The sequence below is a fragment of the Myxococcus sp. CA056 genome (assembly GCF_013336715.1).
Lineage (GTDB): Bacteria > Myxococcota > Myxococcia > Myxococcales > Myxococcaceae > Myxococcus > Myxococcus llanfairpwllgwyngyllgogerychwyrndrobwllllantysiliogogogochensis.
Genome location: NZ_JABUMT010000004.1, coordinates 671,536 through 689,691, shown reverse-complemented (window position 1 = coordinate 689,691; position 18,156 = coordinate 671,536). Strand labels below are relative to the sequence as shown.

15 protein-coding genes are annotated in these 18,156 nt (G+C 69.4%); 7 read left to right on the top strand and 8 right to left on the bottom strand.

Annotation, left to right across the window (positions count from 1 at the left end; genetic code table 11):
• Positions 1 to 3: 3 nt before the first annotated feature.
• The 3 genes from uvrB to cysS all read right to left on the bottom strand — a co-directional run bounded on the left by uvrB (position 4) and on the right by cysS (position 5,402).
• Positions 4 to 2,097 carry an excinuclease ABC subunit UvrB gene (gene uvrB / locus HUA76_RS21150; protein WP_174461897.1) on the bottom strand — a complete coding sequence of 698 codons (2,094 nt, stop codon included), beginning with the start codon at positions 2,095 to 2,097 and terminating at the stop codon, positions 4 to 6.
• A gap of 84 nt (positions 2,098 to 2,181) precedes the next feature.
• Complete coding sequence (locus tag HUA76_RS21145; protein WP_174461896.1) at positions 2,182 to 3,879, bottom strand: M28 family peptidase; 1,698 nt, start codon at positions 3,877 to 3,879, stop codon at positions 2,182 to 2,184.
• A gap of 44 nt (positions 3,880 to 3,923) precedes the next feature.
• On the bottom strand, positions 3,924 to 5,402 hold the full coding sequence (cysS, locus tag HUA76_RS21140; protein ID WP_174461895.1) for a cysteine--tRNA ligase: 1,479 nt from the start codon (positions 5,400 to 5,402) through the stop codon (positions 3,924 to 3,926).
• Between the two features lie 184 nt (positions 5,403 to 5,586).
• Here cysS and HUA76_RS21135 point away from each other — a divergent pair, with 184 nt between their 5' ends.
• Entirely contained in the window at positions 5,587 to 7,374 is a 1,788-nt protein-coding gene (locus HUA76_RS21135; RefSeq protein ID WP_174461894.1) for an FHA domain-containing protein, read from the top strand.
• Here the strand turns inward: HUA76_RS21135 and HUA76_RS21130 are convergent.
• Both HUA76_RS21130 and HUA76_RS21125 read right to left on the bottom strand, forming a co-directional pair.
• Positions 7,349 to 8,008 carry a hypothetical protein gene (locus tag HUA76_RS21130; RefSeq protein ID WP_174461893.1) on the bottom strand — a complete coding sequence of 220 codons (660 nt, stop codon included), beginning with the start codon at positions 8,006 to 8,008 and terminating at the stop codon, positions 7,349 to 7,351. The genes HUA76_RS21135 and HUA76_RS21130 overlap by 26 nt on opposite strands.
• Before the next feature lie 78 nt (positions 8,009 to 8,086).
• A complete protein-coding gene (locus tag HUA76_RS21125; protein WP_002639129.1) occupies positions 8,087 to 8,581 on the bottom strand; it encodes a CarD family transcriptional regulator in 495 nt (164 codons plus the stop codon).
• Positions 8,582 to 8,772: 191 nt separating this feature from the next.
• On the opposite strand from HUA76_RS21125, the gene HUA76_RS21120 reads away from it, so the two are divergent.
• Together HUA76_RS21120 and HUA76_RS21115 are read left to right on the top strand one after the other, a co-directional pair.
• Entirely contained in the window at positions 8,773 to 11,232 is a 2,460-nt protein-coding gene (locus HUA76_RS21120) for a DNA internalization-related competence protein ComEC/Rec2 (protein WP_174461892.1), read from the top strand.
• A 4-nt stretch (positions 11,233 to 11,236) separates the two neighbouring features.
• Complete coding sequence (locus tag HUA76_RS21115) at positions 11,237 to 11,491, top strand: hypothetical protein (RefSeq protein ID WP_174462013.1); 255 nt, start codon at positions 11,237 to 11,239, stop codon at positions 11,489 to 11,491.
• Between the two features lie 21 nt (positions 11,492 to 11,512).
• Here the strand turns inward: HUA76_RS21115 and HUA76_RS21110 are convergent, their stop codons facing one another.
• Positions 11,513 to 12,709 carry a carbohydrate-binding family 9-like protein gene (locus HUA76_RS21110; RefSeq protein WP_174461891.1) on the bottom strand — a complete coding sequence of 399 codons (1,197 nt, stop codon included), beginning with the start codon at positions 12,707 to 12,709 and terminating at the stop codon, positions 11,513 to 11,515.
• Between the two features lie 163 nt (positions 12,710 to 12,872).
• Here HUA76_RS21110 and HUA76_RS21105 point away from each other — a divergent pair, with 163 nt between their 5' ends.
• From HUA76_RS21105 to HUA76_RS21090, 4 genes are all read left to right on the top strand, one after another.
• Positions 12,873 to 13,487, top strand: coding sequence for an LppP/LprE family lipoprotein (locus tag HUA76_RS21105; RefSeq protein WP_174461890.1), 615 nt, complete (start codon positions 12,873 to 12,875; stop codon positions 13,485 to 13,487).
• Positions 13,488 to 13,502: 15 nt separating this feature from the next.
• Positions 13,503 to 14,216 carry a hypothetical protein gene (locus HUA76_RS21100; protein WP_141646305.1) on the top strand — a complete coding sequence of 238 codons (714 nt, stop codon included), beginning with the start codon at positions 13,503 to 13,505 and terminating at the stop codon, positions 14,214 to 14,216.
• A gap of 64 nt (positions 14,217 to 14,280) precedes the next feature.
• Entirely contained in the window at positions 14,281 to 15,018 is a 738-nt protein-coding gene (locus HUA76_RS21095; protein ID WP_174454938.1) for a YqjF family protein, read from the top strand.
• Positions 15,019 to 15,099: 81 nt separating this feature from the next.
• Complete coding sequence (locus HUA76_RS21090; RefSeq protein ID WP_174454937.1) at positions 15,100 to 15,975, top strand: FHA domain-containing protein; 876 nt, start codon at positions 15,100 to 15,102, stop codon at positions 15,973 to 15,975.
• Here HUA76_RS21090 and HUA76_RS21085 read toward each other — a convergent pair whose 3' ends face one another.
• Positions 15,976 to 16,407: a PH domain-containing protein gene (locus HUA76_RS21085; RefSeq protein WP_141646302.1), complete on the bottom strand. Its 432-nt coding sequence runs from the start codon at positions 16,405 to 16,407 to the stop codon at positions 15,976 to 15,978.
• A gap of 63 nt (positions 16,408 to 16,470) precedes the next feature.
• On the bottom strand, positions 16,471 to 18,078 hold the full coding sequence (locus tag HUA76_RS21080; RefSeq protein WP_174461889.1) for a tetratricopeptide repeat protein: 1,608 nt from the start codon (positions 18,076 to 18,078) through the stop codon (positions 16,471 to 16,473).
• Positions 18,079 to 18,156: the final 78 nt, after the last annotated feature.

The following is an 18,156-nucleotide window of genomic DNA, read 5'->3' as shown; positions in this document are numbered from 1 at the left end:
CTCCTAACGGCGCCCTCGCGCCCGGCCGCCCTTGCCCCGTCCACGCTTCGGGGCTTCGTCCGGCGCCTTCGCGGGCCCCTTCAGCAGGAAGCGCGAGGCGGGCTTCAGCCCCAGGTCCATGTCCTTGAGCAGTTGGACCTTGTCCCGGTACTCGGCGGCCTTCTCGAACTCCATCGACTCGGCGGCGCGCTGCATCTCCTCGGTGAACTCCTTCACCAGCCGCCGGATCTCCTTCGCCTCGAGCAAGTCGTCCTCACCCTCGGCCGCCATGGGCAACGTGCCGCCGCCCTCCGCGTCGTAGGCGTGGTCGGAGAAGTTGAGGATGTTGCTCTTGATGGAGCGAGGGGTGATGCCGTGGGCCTTGTTGTGCTGCCGCTGGATTTCGCGGCGGCGCGTCGTCTCCTCCAGCGCCTTCTTCATCGAGTCGGTGATGGAGTCCGCGTACATGATGACGCGGCCATTCAGGTTGCGCGCGGCGCGGCCGATGGTCTGGATGAGCGACACGTGGCTGCGCAGGAAGCCCTCCTTGTCCGCGTCGAGGATGGCGACCAGGGACACCTCGGGGATGTCCAGGCCCTCGCGCAGGAGGTTGATGCCCACCAGCACGTCGAACTCGCCCTTGCGCAGGTCCCTGATGATGGCCATGCGCTCAATCGCGTCGATGTCCGAGTGCAGGTAGCGCACGCGCACGCCCACGTCCGCGTAGTACTCGGTGAGGTCCTCCGCCATGCGCTTGGTGAGCGTCGTCACCAAAACGCGCTCGCCGCGCGTGACACGCAGGCGGACCTCCTCGAGCAGGTCGTCCACCTGGTTGCCAACAGGGCGCGTTTCGACTTCCGGGTCCGTCAGGCCGGTGGGGCGGATGATCTGCTCCACCACCACGCCCTGGGATTTCTGCAGCTCGTACTCGGAAGGCGTCGCCGAGACGAAGACGGCCTGGGGCACCAGCTCCTCGAACTCACCGAACTTCAGCGGGCGGTTGTCCAGCGCGCTGGGCATGCGGAAGCCGAAGGTGACCAGCGTCTCCTTGCGCGCGCGGTCTCCCCGGTACATCGCGCCAATCTGCGGCACCGTCTGGTGGCTCTCGTCGATGAGGACCAGCAGGTTGCGCGGGAAGTAGTCGATGAGGCACGGGGGCGGCTCGCCCGTGGCGCGGCCCGAGAAGTGCCGCGAGTAGTTCTCGATGCCGTTGCAGTAGCCGACCTGTTCAATCATCTCCAGGTCGAACATCGTGCGCTGCTCCAGCCGCTGCGCCTCCAGCAGCTTGCCCTCGCGCTTGAACGTCTGGAGCTGCTCGGACAGCTCGTCGCGGATGGTCTGCAGCGCGCGCTTGCGCACGTCCTCGCCCGCGACGTAGTGGCTGGCGGGGAAGATGACGATCTTGTCCAGCGTGCCCAACGTGACGCCGCGCAGCGGGTCGAACTCGGTGATTCGCTCCACCTCGTCGCCGAAGAAGCTGATGCGCACCGCGCGCTCCTCCTCGTAGGCGGGAAACACCTCCACGGTGTCGCCGCGCGTGCGGAAGGTGCCTCGGTGGAAGTCCATGTCGTTGCGGTCGTACTGGCCCTCCACCAGGCGGCGCATGAACGTGTCGCGCCCCATCTCCCCGCCCACGTCCACGCGCACCGCCAGGTCCACGTAGCTCCGGGCCGCGCCCAGGCCGTAGATGCAGGACACGCTGGCGACAATCACCACGTCGTCGCGCGTGCGCAGCGAGTGGGTGGCCGAGTGGCGCATCCGCTCGATGTTGTCGTTGATGGACGAGTCCTTCTCGATGAAGGTGTCCGACGACGGGACGTAGGCCTCGGGCTGGTAGTAGTCGTAGTACGAGACGAAGTACTCGACGGCGTTGTTCGGGAAGAGGCTCTTGAACTCACCGTAGAGCTGGGCGGCCAGCGTCTTGTTGTGGGCGATGACCAGGGTGGGCCGCTGCACCTTGGCGATGATGTTCGCCATGGTGAACGTCTTGCCGGACCCCGTGACGCCCAGGAGCGTCTGGTAGCGGTCGCCCCGAAGCACGCCCTCCGTGAGCTCGCCAATGGCCCTCGGCTGGTCCCCCTCGGGCTGGTGGTCGCTGACGATCTGGAACTCAGGCATATCCGCGAGGTTTAACACCCTCGCGGGGCGAAACACTGGACATTTGTACCCGCCCGTCGAGCGGCGGACGGAGCGCTTCCAGCCCTACTTCGATGCCCCCTCGGAGGGCGGCGTCCGGGGGGCCTTGAGTGCCTCCAGCGCCTCCAGGCGAGCGGCCTCGAACTCGTCCCCCTTGTTCCAGCGCGGCAGCTCCGGAGCGCGAGCGACATGGGCCCCCAGCAGGAAGAACAGGCGCGCGTCCTCCACCGCGCCCGTCATGTCCCACTCCGGGCGCAGCTCGTCGGACGGCTGGTGGTAATGCTTCGCCTCCCAGGCCTCGCGCTGCTGGCGGCCCCATCCTTCCGGGCGACCGATGAAGTCCATGCCGCTGCCGAAGTAGGCGGCGGGGATGCCGCGCCGCGCGAAGTTGAACTGGTCCGAGCGGTAGAAGAAGCCCCGGTCCGACAGCTGGTCCGCCTTCACCACGCGGTTCTGCGTCTTCGCCAGCGCGGTGATGACGCCATCCAGGTTGGACTTGCCCAGGCCAATGACGGTGATGTCGCGCGTGCGGCCATGGATGTTGGCGCCGTCGATGTTGACGTTGGCGGCGATGCGGCCGGCCGGCACGGGCGGATGCTCGGACAGGTACTGCGAGCCCAACAGCCCCTGCTCCTCGGCGGCCACGGCGGCGAAGAGGATGGAGCGGCGCGGCGCCTGCGGCATCGCACGGTACGCCCGCGCCACCGCCAGCATCGCGGACACGCCCGCCGCGTTGTCGAGCGCGCCGTTGTAGATGGTGTCCTCACCCGGCTTGCCACCCTCCTTCTTGCCCAGGTGGTCATGGTGCGCGCTGTAGAGCACCACCTCGCCGGACAATTTCGCGTCGCTGCCGGGCAGCATCGCCAGCACGTTGGCCGTGGGGCGACGACGGACGTCGTTCGCGAAGCGCGTGGACACCGTCACCCCCAGCGGCACCGGCTGGAAGTCGCGCGACTGCGCGGCGGCACGGAGCGTCTCCAGCTCCCGCCCCGCGAGCTGCAACACCCGGCGCGTGGCGTCCTCGGTGGCCCAGGCCTTCACTTGAAGACGGGGGCCCGACGTCGCGGGCAGCTCGAACTGCTCGCCCGTCCACGACGACTGCACCACCTGCCACGGGTAACCCGCGCTGGCCGTGGTGTGGAGGATGATGGCGCCCGCCGCGCCCACCTTCGCCGCCTGCTCGTACTTGTAATCCCAGCGGCCGTACCAGAGGCGCGTGCGCCCCCCGAAGAGCCGTGGATCATCCTCCGGGTCGCTGTTGAGGATGAGCAGCGTCTTGCCGCGCAGATCCATCCCCTTGAAGTCGTCCCACGCGTACTCGGGCGCCTGGATGCCGTAGCCCACGAAGACGAGCTCGGACGCGTCCAGCTTCGCCTCGGGAACCTGCACGCCCGACACCGCGATGAAGTCCTCGTGGAACTTCAGCTCCGCGGCGCCCAGCGGTGCGCGGATGGACATCGTCTCCGGATGGCCGGTGACACCCACCAGGTCGAACGGTTGGAAGAACGTGCCGTCGGTGCCCGCGGGCTTCAGCCCCAGGGCCTCCAGCTGCGCCGCGATGTACGCCTGCCCCAGCGCGTCGCCCCGGGTGCCAGGGCCTCGACCCTCGAGCAGGTCACTCGCGAGGAAGCGCACGTGCGCGCGCAACACATCCGGGTCGATGCTGCTCGCGGCGGCCTTCTCCGCGGGAGTGCTCAAGGGCACTCGCTGGGCGAGCGCGGGAACGGACGTCAGGGCCAGGAACAGTGACAGCACATGCTTCATGGTGCCCCGAGCCCTAACACGAAGGCCCGGGGCACCGCAGCCCTTCAGCCCTGCGCGGTCGCCACCTTCCACGAGGTGCCGCCAGCCGTATCCATGATTTCCACGCCCTTCTCCTTCAGCGTGGCCCGCACCCGGTCCGCCGCGGCGAAGTCCTTCGCGGCCCGAGCGGTCGTCCGCTCACCGAGCAGCCGCTCGACCTCCGCCACGTCGATGCCGCGCTCGCGCACCGCGCGCTCACGACGGCGCAGGAGCCACGCGCTCGGGTCGTCTTCAAACAGGCCGAGCACGCCGGACACCTTGCGCACGTCCTCACGCAACGCCAGGAGCGTCCGCCCCACCATCGGCTTGTCCTTCACCGGCGGCTTGTCGGTCAGCTCGTTCATCAGGCCGAAGAGGCCGGACAGCGCGCCCAGGCCTCCCGCGCTGTTGAAGTCGTCGTCCATGGAGGACTCGAACTCCGCGAGGAAGCGGTGCGGCTCGCCGTGGAGCGCTCCCGTGCCGAAGTCCTTGCCCGCGAGGCGCTCATCCACCTTGCGCAGCGTCTCGTAGAAGTACTCCATGCGCGCCTCCGAGTCGGCCAGGGCCTTGTCGGAGAAGCTGAGCGGATGGCGGTAGTGCGTGGAGAGGAAGAAGAAGCGCAGGGCCTCCGCGTCCACCTTCTCCAGTGCGTCGCGCAGGCGCACCACGTTGCCCAGCGACTTGGACATCTTCGCGCCTTCGAGGTCCAGGAATCCGCAGTGCATCCAGTACTTCGCGAACTGCTGCCCGTTGGCGGACTCGCTCTGCGCGATTTCGTTCTCGTGGTGGGGGAAGATGAGGTCCAACGCCCCGCCGTGGATGTCGAACGTCTCGCCGAGGTACTTCGCGCTCATCGCGGAGCACTCGATGTGCCAACCAGGACGGCCGAGCCCCCACGGGCTCTCCCACGCGGGCTCTCCTGGCTTGGCGCCCTTCCACAGCGCGAAGTCGAGCGGCTCGCGCTTCTGATCTCCCGGCTGCACGCGCTCGCCAACGCACAGCTCGTCCAGGTGTCGCTTGGACAGCTTCGCGTAGTCCTTGTCGGCGCTCACCGAGAAGTACACGTCACCCTGGGACGCGTAGGCGAAGCCCTTGTCCACCAGCTTCTGGATGATGGCGATGATTTCGGGAAGGTGGTCGCTCACCTTCGGCTCCACGTCCGGGTCCTGCATGTGGAGCGCGCGGACGTCCTCGTGGAAGATGTCCACGAAGCGCGAGGCCAACGCCACGGGGGCTTCGCCCGTCTCGTGCGCGGCCTTGATGATCTTGTCGTCCACGTCCGTGAAGTTCCGGACGTAGCGAACCTTCAGGCCCCGGTACCGGAGATAGCGGACCACCACGTCGAAGGACGTGAAGGTGCGAGCATTCCCGATATGAATGTAACTGTAGACGGTAGGACCACAGACGTAGACCCCGACGCAGCCCGGGACAGCGGGCTCCAGCAGCTCCTTCTGCATGGTCATCGTATTGAAGAGCCGGATGGGTGGGGGAGTCACTTGCGCCATTCCTCCTGAGGGGTCCGTCTTTGTGCGTGTGGCCGCCACTCTAGATTCGCGGTCCCTGAACAGGCCAGCATTCACGAGGTCCTCGGTGCCGGGATGACCCCGGAATCCACCGGACCTGGACAACTTCGGACGACCCGGGCCTGAGAACCTTCCAGCCGGTCCTCAATCAGCGAGAATGGTGTTCATGGCTCCACCGAATCCCAAGCGCCCGCCCCGCCCTCCCCGTCCGCCGGGTACGCAGGCGCCGAAGGAGCCCGAGGTGGAGCTGCCCTTCGACGATGATGAGGTGGCCCCCCTCCAGGCCGACGACCCTCGCCCCCAGCGGGTGCCCCAGTTTCCGGCGGGCTCTCGCAAGGGACGCTCGAAGAGCGGCGGCAAGGGCCGGGAAAAGAACGACCGGGAGCTGTCCGGCCGGTTTGACTGGGGACGCGAGTACTCGAACCCCGGACATCCACCGGCCTTCCTCTACGTCGAGCGAGGCCCCGGGGCGGGTCAGCTCGTGCCCGTGCAGCAGGGGCCTTTGGTGTTGGGGCGGTCGTCCTCGTCGGACCTGCGGCTCCAGCATCCATCCATCAGCCGGCGTCACGCGCAAATCACCCGCCAGGGCGACCAGGTCTTCATCAAGGACCTGGGCAGCCAGAACGGCACCTTCATCAACCGCAACCGCGTCACCGATGAAGTCGAGGTGATGCAGGGTGACGAAATCACCCTGGGCAACGCGATGCTGCGGCTGCGCGGTCCGGGTGGCACGCCCGCCGCGGGCATCCCCGCCCTCACCGGCGCCACCCCCGAACCCCTTCCGCGCAAGCGAGGTCTCGGCCCCTGGGGCGTGGGACTCGTCGCCGCGGGCCTGGGCTCCACCGTGGCGGCCCTCATCACCGTGCTCGCGGTGGGACTGAGCTCGAATCGGACGGCACCCACCAACGAGGCGACGCGCTCGGGTGGCTCCGCTTCTACGCGAGGGCAGACTCCGCCGTCCGAACCCGCCCAACCGGAGGATGATCGTCCCCTCCTCGTGGACACGGGGAACGTGCGTCCCACCGCCAGAGCCACGGACCGTGCGCCCACGGGCGACGACACGGTCGGCGAAACACCGGCGAGGACGCGGAGAAGCGGCACCGAACGTGACGAGCCTCGCGCCGCCACTCGGAACGAGGAGCGAAAGGCTCAGGCTGCCGCGTCCGGGGATGACGATTCACGCGCCCCTGACAAGGTCCGACCGTCCCAGGGCGGCTCGTCCACGTCGACGGCGGGCCTGAGCGCTCGGGACATCGCGTCGGGCGCTACACGGGCTTCGCGGACCGACACGTCCGCCGCGCCCGCAGAACCGCGCGCGACGGCCCTTGCCACGGCCGCGGCGCGTCCGTCGAGGACAGACACCGCTGCTTCGCCCTCGAGCCTCAGCGCGAGCGACCTGGCCACCGGAGCGGTCCGCGCCCCCCCGCGTGGGACGCGTGACACGACGGAAGAAGTCCCCGCGTTCCAGGCCATGTCCTCCGATGACGAGGCCGTTTCCGCTGAGAAGGTCGTCACGAACACGAAGGCCCGTGACACCAAGCCCCTGGGCCCTCCGACGGAAGCGGAGGTCCTGCGGCTCTATGAAGCCGGAGAGGTGACGTCCGCCATGGAGATGGCGAAGTCCGGCCGGTTCACGGCGCTGCACGCGAAGCTCGTCCGCTTCGACGCCGCGGGCAGCGAGGCGCGCAAGGCCCTGGCGAAGGGCGATACGACTCGCGCCATCACCCAGCTCACCGTCGCCGTCAACGTCGACCAGGAGCTGTCCAGGGGGTGGAGCCGCCTGGGGCCCCAGCTGCGCGCGCAGCTCTCGACGCTGTATGTCCGCTCTGGCGCGGACCACATGAAGGCCCAAGACTCCGACGCGGCCCGCTCGGCCTTCCAGCAGGCCCTGAAGTACGACGCGGGCAACCGCAGGGCCACCGAGGGACTCAGGCGGCTCGAGCAGGCCCCTTGAGCGCCTTGTAGAGCAGCACCGCGTTGAGCACGCCGAAGGCGAGCAGTGCCAGACAGGCCAGGACGAGCCCACGGTCCTCGCCCGGCCGCTCGCCCTCGATGAGCAACCACAGCTTGCCGTCGTGGGCCTGGAGCTCCCCCATGCCTCGCAACAGCGCGAGCGCATCGCGGTAGCGCGGCGCATCGTCCTCCGAGAGCAGGCGCCCCCGGATGCCGAAGGGCCTCGGGTCTGGAGGAGGCGGAGGCCGCCCCGTCACCCAGTCCTCGCCGGGCAACGCGGGCCGGCGCACGACGAAGGGCGACTCGCGCAGGCCCACCAGCACGAACAGCGCGCTCCCATCCCGCTCGTAGGCGCCTCGCGCCGTGGGAAGTCCATGCACCTGGGCGTAGCGATTGGAGGCGAGCGCGTCGAAGCGGTAGTCCCCCTCCACGCCCAAGGTCAGGGGAACCCGGGACGAGAAGAAGTACGCCAGCTCCCGACGCTGCATCATCAGGAGCGCCAGGCTCACCACGATGCCCAGCACGGCCGCCAGCGGCCTGACACCCACGCGACGCCGCGCGAGGCTCGACTCGAGCTCGGCGATGCGCGCGTCTCGCTCGGCCTGTACCGAGGAGGAGGAAGGCGACTCGTTCATGACGTGAAAAGACGAAGCCCCGAGTTCCCTTCGCGGGAACCCGGGGCAAGGAGTCTCTCGGGCGGAAGCCCGTGTAGCTCAGGCGAGGTTGAAGATCTTCTTCAGGTCCGACTCGATCTCTTCCTCGGTGCAGTCCTTGGCCAGCGACAGCTCCTTGATGAGCAGCGAACGCGCCGTGTCGAGCATCTTCCGCTCGCCGAAGGACAGGTCCTTGTCGCCCTTCAGGAGGTAGAGGTCGCGCAGCACTTCGGCGATCTCGAAGACGGAGCCCGTCTTGATCTTCTCCATGTACTCCCGGTAGCGCCGGTTCCAGGTCGTGGAGTCGACCGAGATGTCCTTCTCCCTGAGGATGGAATAGACCTGCTTGACGTCCTCCTCGCTGATGATCTCCCGGAGGCCGACCGACCCGACCTTGTTGATCGGGATCATGATCCGCATCCCGTTCTCCAAGATGCGCAGCACGTAGAACGACTGGCGCTGCCCGGCCACTTCGGTGTGCTCGATACCCATCACCTCACCGACGCCCTGGCCCGGATAAACCGCCTTGTCACCAGTCTTGAAGCTGGTCTGCACTAACTGCCTCCTTGAAAGACTCGCTCCCGGCCTTCCATCACCAAGCCGGGCACTACTACCACAAACCACATCCACGGGCAACGATATCGCCTTGACCACCCAGGACGCGCCCGACTACGTTGTCGGTTTTCGTACGCGGTATCGCTCGGTGTACGAGCCGGCGTGACGGACGGTGTTGGGCGGGGTGGCGGGTGGATCGTTACGCGTGGCGCGACCTGGGGACGCGTCCCCTTTTCTTTCCTTCGTTGAGCTTGCTGCTAGGCGCTCTCTGGTCTCCTGGAACGGACGGCCCGGCGGAGCTATTTCTGGTCTGCGGGGTTTTGCTGGGAGTGGCCGGGCTGGTGCTCGCCCGGCTGCCTGGTGCTCATCTGGCGGTGCTGGGCGCACTCTGGATGGCCGGTGCGGGCCTGGCGCGCTGGGAATCCCAGACCCTGGTTCCGACGGCCCTGGCGAAGGGCGGCGAGGCCGTGGTGGAGGGCGAAGCCGGGCGGGTGGACCTCCTGGACGGAGCCACCCGGGTCCGGCTCGCGGTGGTTCGCGCGGGGCCCGAGGAAGGGGCGCTCGAGAGTGCCCGCTTCAAGCTGAACCTGACGCTTCGCGGAGCCGCGCCGCCACTGCTGCCGGGTCAACGACTGCGGGCAAGGGTTCGCCTTGCTCCGGACGCGCCCGCCGCCAATCCAGGTGAGAAGGACTTCACGTCGGTCCGGCGCAGGCAGGGCGTGGCCTTCACGGGGGCGACGAGCGCGGAGCGTGTGCTGGTGCTGTCGCTCGCGCCCGCGTGGCGCTGGGTGATGGAGGACACGCGGGAGCGGCTCGCCGAGGCGACGCACCGGGTAGCGCCCTCTCGTGACTCCGCGGCCCTCTTCCTCACGCTCGCGGCGGGGCGGCGCGCGGAGCTGGACGCGGATTGGGAGGAGGCCTTCTCCCGGGCGGGTCTCGCGCACGTGCTGAGCGTGAGCGGGCTCCATGTCGCGGCCCTGGCGCTGATGACCCTCGCGCTGTTGCGGCGTCTGCTGGTGCGGGCGGGGGCCCGGTGGCGGAAGCTGGATGCTCGACGGGTGGCGGCACCCGCGGCGGTGCCCTTCGTCTGGGCCTACGTGCTGTTCACCGGCAGCCAGCCGCCGGCGGTGCGCTCAGCCGTGATGGCCACGGTGGTGTTGTTGGGCCTGGCGTGGTGGAAGCGCGCGGACGGGTTGAATGGCCTCTGTGCCGCCGCGCTGGTGCTGGTGCTGTGTGCGCCCTCCAGCGTGGAGGACCTGTCGCTGCGACTGTCGTTCCTCGCGGTGCTCGGACTCGTGCTGCTCGTGCCGGCCCTGCGACTGGCCCTGCCCTTCCCTCGGCCGGACCCGCGCGAGCCACGTCGATGGGCGCGACTGTGGGGGCAGGGACGCGAGGCCGTGGCACAGACGCTGTGCGCGAGCGCGGCGGCAACACTCGCGGGACTGCCCGTGGCGGCGTCGGCCTTCGGGCGGGTGAGCCTCGCGGGGCTCCTCTCCAATGTCGTCGCCCTGCCCCTGTGCGGGCTGCTCACGGGACTCGCGGCGGGCGGGGCTGCGCTGTTCGTGGTGGCGCCTCCCCTGGCGACTCCCGTGCTGTGGGCGGGCGCCTGGGCGTCGGAGGCCCTGCTGTGGCTCACCCGGGTGTTCGCGGCCATGCCCCTGGCCTCGGTGGAGGTACCGCCACTCGGGGCCTGGTCGGCGCTCTATGCCTTCGGATTGTTGACGTGGGCCCTGGGAACGGGCCGGTGGCGCGGGGGCGGATGGCTGGCGCCGGTGGCCCTGGTCGCCGCGGCGCTCGTTCCACGGCTCGCGCCCGAGCCGGGCCTGCGCGTCACCTTCCTCTCGGTCGGCCAGGGAGACGCGGTGGTGCTCAGTTCGCGCGGACACCATGCGCTCGTGGATGGCGGTGGCTCGCCAGGAGGCGCCGACACGGGGCTGCGCTTCGTCGTCCCCTACCTCCGACACCAGGGCATCTCCACACTGGACCTGACGGTGCTGTCCCATCCGCATCCGGACCATGCGCTCGGGTTGGTGTCCACGCTGGAGCACGTGCCCACCGCGCGCCTGTGGTTGCCGGCGGGCGACGAGGGCGGACCGCTGTCTCGGCAGGTGGTGTCGGCCGCGCGCGATGCGAGCGTGGAGGAAGTGCAGGCCGGACATCCCTCGCTGCTCCTGGGCGAGGCGACGGTGGAGGTCCTGGGCCCGCCGGGGGACGCGGAGCGCGAGCTGTTGGAAGGCGTGAATGACCGCAGCGTGGTGCTGCGGGTCCGCCACGGTGACGTCACGGTGCTGCTGCCCGGAGACATGGAGCATGACGCAGAGGAGCTTCTGGCTGACAGCCTGGGCCCGGTGACGGTGCTGAAGGCCCCGCACCACGGCTCACGCACGTCCTCCACGCAGGCCCTGGTGGACCGCATACGCCCCAAGCACGTGGTGTTCTGTGTCGGCCGGCGCAACCGCTTCGGTTTTCCCCATCCGGAGGTGGAGGCGCGCTATCGCGCAGCGGGCAGCGAGTGTTGGAGGACGGACATCGACGGCGCCGTCACCGTGGAGAGTGACGGGCGGGATGTCCGGCTGGTCCCTCACCTGACGCGCGAGCCCGCCGGTGAGGACGCTCGACTTGCCGTTGATGCGCGGCATTCCCATCGTTGAGGCGATGAATCCCGAGGACATCGACCTGCGGCAACTGACGGCGGACCTGAAGGACGCGCTGGGCCCTGGAGAACCCGTGGGCTACCTGCGCGGCAAGTCGCTCATGCGGGACTTGCTCGTGGACATGAAGGGCTTCTCCCAGCAGGAAGCCGAGGAGCTCATCGATACGCTGGAGCTCCAGGGCTACCTCCGCTTCCTCGGGGACCCTTCCGAGCGCTCCGTGGCGGATGCCCAGTGGGACATCACTCCGCACGCGTGAGCGCGCGGGGCACGGTCGTCTTCACTGGAAGGTCAGCCACGCGAAGCGCGGCAGTGCATGGAAGTCACCGACGAAGAGGGGCGAGAAGGCCTGCCCCTCCACGGTGCGGCGGCCATGGTGCTCCAGGCGGTAGAGATTGAAGCGCCAGCGCGCTCCCGGCTGGGGAGGCACCTGGGGGACCTCGGCGAGCTTCGCGAAGGGAATCCGCATCTCCACGGACCAGCCCTCGTCCTTGTCGGAGGCGTCGTCCAGCGTGCCCCGGACCTTCACCGCCGTCGTCATCCCCGAGTCCCAGGACAGGTCCATTCCCTGCCGACGCGCGGGGAAGTACGCATCGAAGTTGACGTTGTGCGGTGACACCTGCAGCTCGTTGTACGTGCGCCCGTCCGCGTTGGCGTCGAGGAAGATTTCCACCACCTCCTGCTCGTAGATGGGGTCGTCGCGCTTGCGCAGCGTGCCCCAGACGTCGGGGTCCTCGCTGTCGAAGGCCACATAGAGGTACGCGTTGTCGTAGGCGAGACGCGCCTCGGTGCGCAGTCGCACCGCGCGCCCGTCGAAGCTGCCCCTCAACACCACGGGCGCGGCCTCCTTCCAGACCGCGTCGTCGAGCACACCGTCGATGGTGGGCGCGGTGCCCGCCCTGCGGACGACATACTCGGGCAGCTCCGGAGCCGCGCCGCCGAGCTGGGGACCAAGCATTCGGTGTGCCCCGTCGTGAGAGGCGGCGTCATCCACAGGCAGCCGCTCGTCGCCGCGCCAGAAGCCCAGCATCGCCCGAGAGGGCACGGGCGGCATCGGCACGGAGTGGATGTCCTCGACGACCTTGCCCACCGGCCATGAGGCCAGCGGCGCCGCGCCGTCCTGAATCTCGTGGTCCGCGTTGACGAGCATTCCGCCGGTCGCCGCGTCCACCACGTGGACGAAGAAGCCATACCCCTGCGGAGGCGGACGCACCGCCTGGAAGTAGTGCGCCAGCCGGACCTGCTCGCCCGGGGTGGCATGAGCGGGCGTCACCTTCGAGCCCAGGTACACCACCGAGCCCCCCGCGAACGTGGCGCCGCTTCGGTACGTCAGGTCCGAGGGCGCGGCGTCCAGGACGCGGGCCTTCGCGGGCTCGGGCAGTCGGGACGTGCGCGGCTTGGGGCCCGCCTGTTCATCGCGGCACGCGGCCACGAGGCACGAGAGGGTCAGGAGAAGGACGGTGGAAGGGGTGCGCATCGGCGGCGGGCATCCTAGCGACTTCACGGTGGAGAGTGGGCCCGTTCGCCACGAAGGGAAGCCCTGGCGACCCTCCGCGCACCTGCCCGGCCGTGCCCTCTGCGTCCCATTCGCGGGGCGCAGGCTCCATCTTCAAGCCGGCATCTTCCGGGAGGTTTCGCCCATGTCGCGTAGTCGGTTGCTCGCGCCCACGGCCCTGCTCTGCGCGGTGTTGGCACCCCTCTTCGCGATGGCGGCTTCCGACGACTCCGTATCCACGGGCTCCACCTGGCTGGACGCGAAGCCCCTGCCCTCCTGGAACACGTCGGGCGCTCGCCTGCCCAAGGCGCTCCCGGGCGATGGCCAGTCCCTTCGCACCGGACGCTGCGCACGGTTCGCGCGCAAGCCCACCACCGCGTCGGACCGGGCCTTGGTGAAGGCGGGGTGGACGCTGCTGGGCCCGCTCCAGGTCTTCGACACGACGGAGGTCATCACCGCCGCCGCGGAAGGCGACGGCATGTGCCGCGCCATGGGCTTCCAGGTGTTCGTCTTCGTCGACGGGCGCCTCGCGGGCACCCTGGCACCGGAGCCGATGACGGACCGCTTCGACGGAGCCATGGGCGAGGTCCGCCTCTACAGCCCCAGGAACCTGACGGCTACCGTGCGTCGCTACGCCGCGGACGACCCGCTCTGCTGTCCATCGCGACAGGGCTCCGTGCAGTACGAGCTCCAGCCAGGCCCCAAGGGGCCCGTGGTGACGGCGACCCAGGCCACGACGAGTCCCACCCCACCGCAGTGACGAAGGGCCCACGACATGGACACGCCCGCGACGGTTCCGCCCGAACTCAAGAAGGAGATCGCCGACGCGCTCCTCCACCTCCGTCCCGCGCATGAGCGGCGCCGTGAGTACGTGCTGGAGCTCCTGGCCACCGTGCTGCTGGCCCTCGCCACCGTTGGGTCCGCATGGACCGCCTACCAGTCGACCCGGTGGAGCGGAGACCAATCCTTCCAGTACAGCAAGGCGAACGCGCTGCGTGCGGAGTCGGTGCGCGCCTCCACGACGATGGCGCTGCTGGTTGAAATCGACACCAGCCTCTTCGAGAGCTGGGCGGACGCGTGGACCGACGGCGACTCGCAAAGGCTCGACTTCTACGAGCGCCGCTTCCGGGAGGAATTCAGACCCGCCTTCGAAGCCTGGCGCGCGGAGGCAACCCGCCCGGGCGAGGCTCCAGAGGGAACGCCCTTCACCCGACCCGAGTACCACCCCGCCACGCTCGACAAGAGTCGGGAGCTGGCCGCAGAAGCCGAGAAGGCCTTCGAACAGGCGCGACAGTCCAACCAGAACGGCGACAACTTCACCTTCTGCGTCGTCCTCTTCGCCTCCGTCCTCTTCTTCGCGGGCGTGTCGACGAAGCTGCTCCACCCCTCGCTGAAGATCGCCCTCCTCGCGCTGGCAGGGGTGATGATGGTGGTGGCGACCCTCTACATGTTCTCGCTGCCACAAAACATCGGCTTCCGAATCCAGTAAGCCGGAGTGCCGGGAAGGATGCGCCGGCCAGGACGTCGCGGCTTCGCGCGCATTACGAAGGGGCATGCGCCCCTTTCTCACGGCCACGTGGCGGTACCTCGTGATGCTCAACTACGAGGTGGACCCGAAGGTGCTCGCGCCGCTCGTGCCGCGGGGCACGGAGCTGGACACGTGGCAGGGGAAGACCTTCGTCAGCATGGTGGGCTTCCGCTTCCTGGACACCCGCGTGCGCGGACTCGCGGTGCCCTTCCACCGGGAATTCGACGAGGTGAACCTGCGCTACTACGTGCGCCATCGCGGCCCCGAAGGCTGGCGGCGCGGCGTGGCCTTCGTGCGGGAGCTGGTCCCTCGCTGGGCCATCGCCACCGTGGCGCGCGTCGTCTACAACGAGCCCTATCTCGCGCTGCCCATGCGGCACATCGTGGAGATGGAGGGCGCCGAGCAGGGCGCTCCGGGCCGGCTGGAATACGCGTGGAAGCACGAGGGCCGCTGGCAGCGCCTGGCGGCGAGCACTCGCGGCCGCCCTGTCGCCAGCGCCCCCGACTCGCAGGAAGAGTTCATCACCGAGCACTACTGGGGTTACACGCCCCAGCGCGATGGCGGCTGCGCCGAGTACCGCGTGGAGCACCCGCGGTGGTCCGTGTGGCAGGCGGACGACGTGGCCTTCGACTGTGACGTCTCGCGGCTGTATGGCGACCGCTTCACGTCCGTCCTGAGCGGGACTCCCACGTCGGCGTTCGTCGCGGATGGCTCGGGCGTGGCGGTGTATCCGGGCGAGCGTCTCGCCGTGGGGATGGACTGACGCCGTCCCGGACGCTCACGCCCGGTAAGCGCGCGATTCCCCGAGCGGCGTGCCGGTCCGCGCGTTGCTCCACGTCGGGCCATGCGCTTCGAGTTCCAACACCTGGGCACCACCACGCCCTTCGAACTGCCCGAAGGACACCACCTGCTGGGCGGCGGTCCCGACGACCACATCCGCCTGGAGTCCCTCCCGCCCAAGCTGTTGACCCTGCGCATCGAAGGGTCCCAGCTCATGGTGGAGGCGACGCGGACCTTCAACGTCAACGGCGTGCTCGTGCCACCCGGTGTGTCCCGACTGGTCCTCCCGGGTGAAGTGCTGGGACTGCCCGACACGATGCTCCTGAGCGTGCTGCCGGAAGCCCCCATGGAGCGCGGCCTGGGCACGGTCGCCGTGCTCAAGGGATTGCTCACGGGCCTGGACGCACCCGCCCCGTCCCGAGCCGCCACCCTCACCTGTCTGACGGGGCTGGACGTGGGCCGCACCCACGCGCTCGCGGAGGCACGCACCAGGCTGGGTCGCGGCCAGGAGGCGACGCTGCGCCTTCGAGACCGCGCCGTCTCGCGCAGCCACGCCTGCATCCTCCACGACGAGGACGAGGGCACCTTCACCCTGGAGGACCTGGGCAGTCCCAACGGTGTCTTCGTCAATGGTCAGCGGGTGAGAGAACAGGTGCCCCTGTCCGATGGCGACGTCCTGGAGCTGGGCCGGACGCTGCTGCGATTCCAGGCCCCGCTGGAGGAACTCGCACCTGATTCCGTCGCCAGTGAGCCCCCTTCACGGCCCCCGGAAGGAATCGTCGAGGTTCCGACACCCGACGGCGAGGGGGCCGAGGCAAAGGGGCCCTCGGAGGCTCGGCCCACCGTGCGCCGCGCTCACGCGGAATGGTGGCTCATTGGATTGGGCGGAGCGGCGGCGCTGGCGGGGTTGCTCGTCACCTATGTGCTGGCGACGGGATAGTCAGCCCGGCAGAGGCCCCAACCCGGCACGTTCGACGAGAATCCGGGCGAGCGTCTGGTGGTGCCGGAAGAAGCTCGTGAAGTGTACGAATCCCCACTGTCCACGAATCGCGTAGACGGTGACGGGCCCCGGCAGGACGTCCACGTTGCGGATATCCGCGAAGGAGAACCGCCGGGTTCGCACCATGCCCCGGTAGGTGATGCCCCGGGCATCCACGACGATGAGCGTTCGCGCGTAGTACGTGAGCGAGACGCCGAAGAAGAGGATGAAGAAGCCCGCCGAGAGGAAGGTCTTCAGCGGGACCCCTTCGAACTTGAAGAGGTAGAGAAGCACCGCCACCCAGAGCAGGCCAGCCACCGCCATCGAGGCCGCCAGCCCCCGACGGGGGCGGAAAACCTGCCGTTCGTCCATCTCCGCGTCGCGCACGGCCATGCATCCAAATTAGTGCCTGGGACTGACAGGATCCACCTGCCCCGGCGCCCGCCTGCCAGCCGGTCAACGCAGCTTCGTGGCCTTCTGTCGAGATTCCTCCTGGAGCTGAGGTCGGACATCCGCGGCGGACGAAGCGGCGTAGCGCTCGTAGAGGCCACGGGCCTCGGCGTTGCGACCGAGGGCGCGGTAGGACTCTGCCAACCCGTAAAGGGGGGAGGCCACCTGGGGCTCCAACTCCAACGCGAACTGGTAGTCCGCCGCGGCCTCCGCGTAGCGACGCAGGCCGATGTTCGCGCTGCCGCGCGCGGTGTAGGCGACCGCCAGCATGGGCTCGAGCTGGATGGCCTGGGTCAGATGCGTCAGCGCGGTGGCGAAGTCCCGTGCACCGATGCGCTGCACGCCCTGCTCATAGGCTCGCCGGGCCTGGGCACGCGTCGTGTCAGCGACAGGTCCGGAGCCAGGTGCCTGCCCCGCGGCCTGGGGTGAAGCGCCCGCCTGGGCCAGCTTCGCGCGAGCCCGGGTGATGTTGTCCTGCGCGCTCTGACGGATGGCGGCGTCCTGCGTGAGCCGCGTCGCCGTCTCCCACTTCTCCACCGCCTGCCCGTAGTAGCCGAGCACCGCCAACGCATTGCCCAGCTTGAAGAGGGCCTCCACATGGCTGGCGTCCGCGTGCGACGCGTCCAGGAACGCGAAGGCCGCCTCACGGTAGCGGCGCTCCTTCATCAGCGCATCGCCATCACGGATGCGCGAGGCCGCGAGCGCCGGGTTCGACGGCCGCTCCTGGGAGCCCTCCGTGGCCGCGCGTGTCGACGGGAAGGGCAGCGGATCCTGCGCGGCGTTCCCCGTGGATGAGGCCGACTCAGCTTGGGCAAGCCCCACCGCCGGGCCCGCGCTCCCCGCCGGAGCGACAGTCCCAGCCTGAGCAGCAGTCCCCTTCTGCGCGCTGCTCCCCTCCGGGGAGGCACTTCCCGCCACGGGCGTGGCGCTCGGGGTGCTCCCCTTCTCACGCACGCCACTCGCGGGCTCCGCGCTCCCCACGGGAGGGACGGCCTCGCTCGCGGGAACAACGGATGAAGGTGGCGGCGCGGCGGCGACACGCGGGCCCGTGCGCTCGGCTGTCGCGGGCAGGGGCACTCCGCCCAGGGCCTTCAGGTGCCCTCGCGCCTTCTGCACCCAGATCTGCTCCGAGGGCCGCCGCTCAAGGGCGATGTAGCCCTGATACGCGGCAATCGCCTGGGCCTTGTCACCAAGCTGACGGTGGCTCTCCGCCAGTCCGTAGTAGCCGTCCGCGTCGTCGGGCTCGAGCTGGACGTAGCGCGCATACGCTCGCGCGGCGGTGGAGGCATCCCCGGCCTTGCGCGCGGCATAGCCCAGGTTGAAGAACGCCATCTTGTGCTGGGGGTCCGCGTCCGTGGCCTCGATGAAGCGCGCCATGGCGTCCTTCAGCTGGCCCTGGCGGAACAGGACACTGCCCAGGCCATTGAGCGCCGGGGCGTATCCAGGCGTGGCGGCCAGCGCCTCGCGATAGGCGATGGCGGCCTCATCCAGACGACCACCGGAGAGCGCTGACTCACCGCGAGCGAAGGCAGCCCGGGCGGGCTCGGAAGGCTCCGCGGCGCCGAGCAGCAACACCGCGGTCAGGGCGATGACGGACCTGCTCACGAAAACCATGACGTCCCCCAGGGGGTGGCTCCCGACTGCCGTAGCAGAAACCGGGGACGGCGTCACGGCGCTCCCGCACCCTCGGCG

Coding starts and splice junctions, on each gene's coding strand:
- HUA76_RS21145 (WP_174461896.1), bottom strand. CDS start 3,879: ATGAAGCATGTGCTGTCACTGTTCCTGGCCCTGACGTCCGTTCCCGCG.
- uvrB (WP_174461897.1), bottom strand. CDS start 2,097: ATGCCTGAGTTCCAGATCGTCAGCGACCACCAGCCCGAGGGGGACCAG.
- HUA76_RS21130 (WP_174461893.1), bottom strand. CDS start 8,008: ATGAACGAGTCGCCTTCCTCCTCCTCGGTACAGGCCGAGCGAGACGCG.
- cysS (WP_174461895.1), bottom strand. CDS start 5,402: ATGGCGCAAGTGACTCCCCCACCCATCCGGCTCTTCAATACGATGACC.
- HUA76_RS21090 (WP_174454937.1), top strand. CDS start 15,100: ATGCGCTTCGAGTTCCAACACCTGGGCACCACCACGCCCTTCGAACTG.
- HUA76_RS21100 (WP_141646305.1), top strand. CDS start 13,503: ATGGACACGCCCGCGACGGTTCCGCCCGAACTCAAGAAGGAGATCGCC.
- HUA76_RS21095 (WP_174454938.1), top strand. CDS start 14,281: ATGCGCCCCTTTCTCACGGCCACGTGGCGGTACCTCGTGATGCTCAAC.
- HUA76_RS21085 (WP_141646302.1), bottom strand. CDS start 16,407: ATGGCCGTGCGCGACGCGGAGATGGACGAACGGCAGGTTTTCCGCCCC.
- HUA76_RS21135 (WP_174461894.1), top strand. CDS start 5,587: ATGGCTCCACCGAATCCCAAGCGCCCGCCCCGCCCTCCCCGTCCGCCG.
- HUA76_RS21115 (WP_174462013.1), top strand. CDS start 11,237: ATGAATCCCGAGGACATCGACCTGCGGCAACTGACGGCGGACCTGAAG.
- HUA76_RS21105 (WP_174461890.1), top strand. CDS start 12,873: ATGTCGCGTAGTCGGTTGCTCGCGCCCACGGCCCTGCTCTGCGCGGTG.
- HUA76_RS21080 (WP_174461889.1), bottom strand. CDS start 18,078: ATGGTTTTCGTGAGCAGGTCCGTCATCGCCCTGACCGCGGTGTTGCTG.
- HUA76_RS21110 (WP_174461891.1), bottom strand. CDS start 12,709: ATGCGCACCCCTTCCACCGTCCTTCTCCTGACCCTCTCGTGCCTCGTG.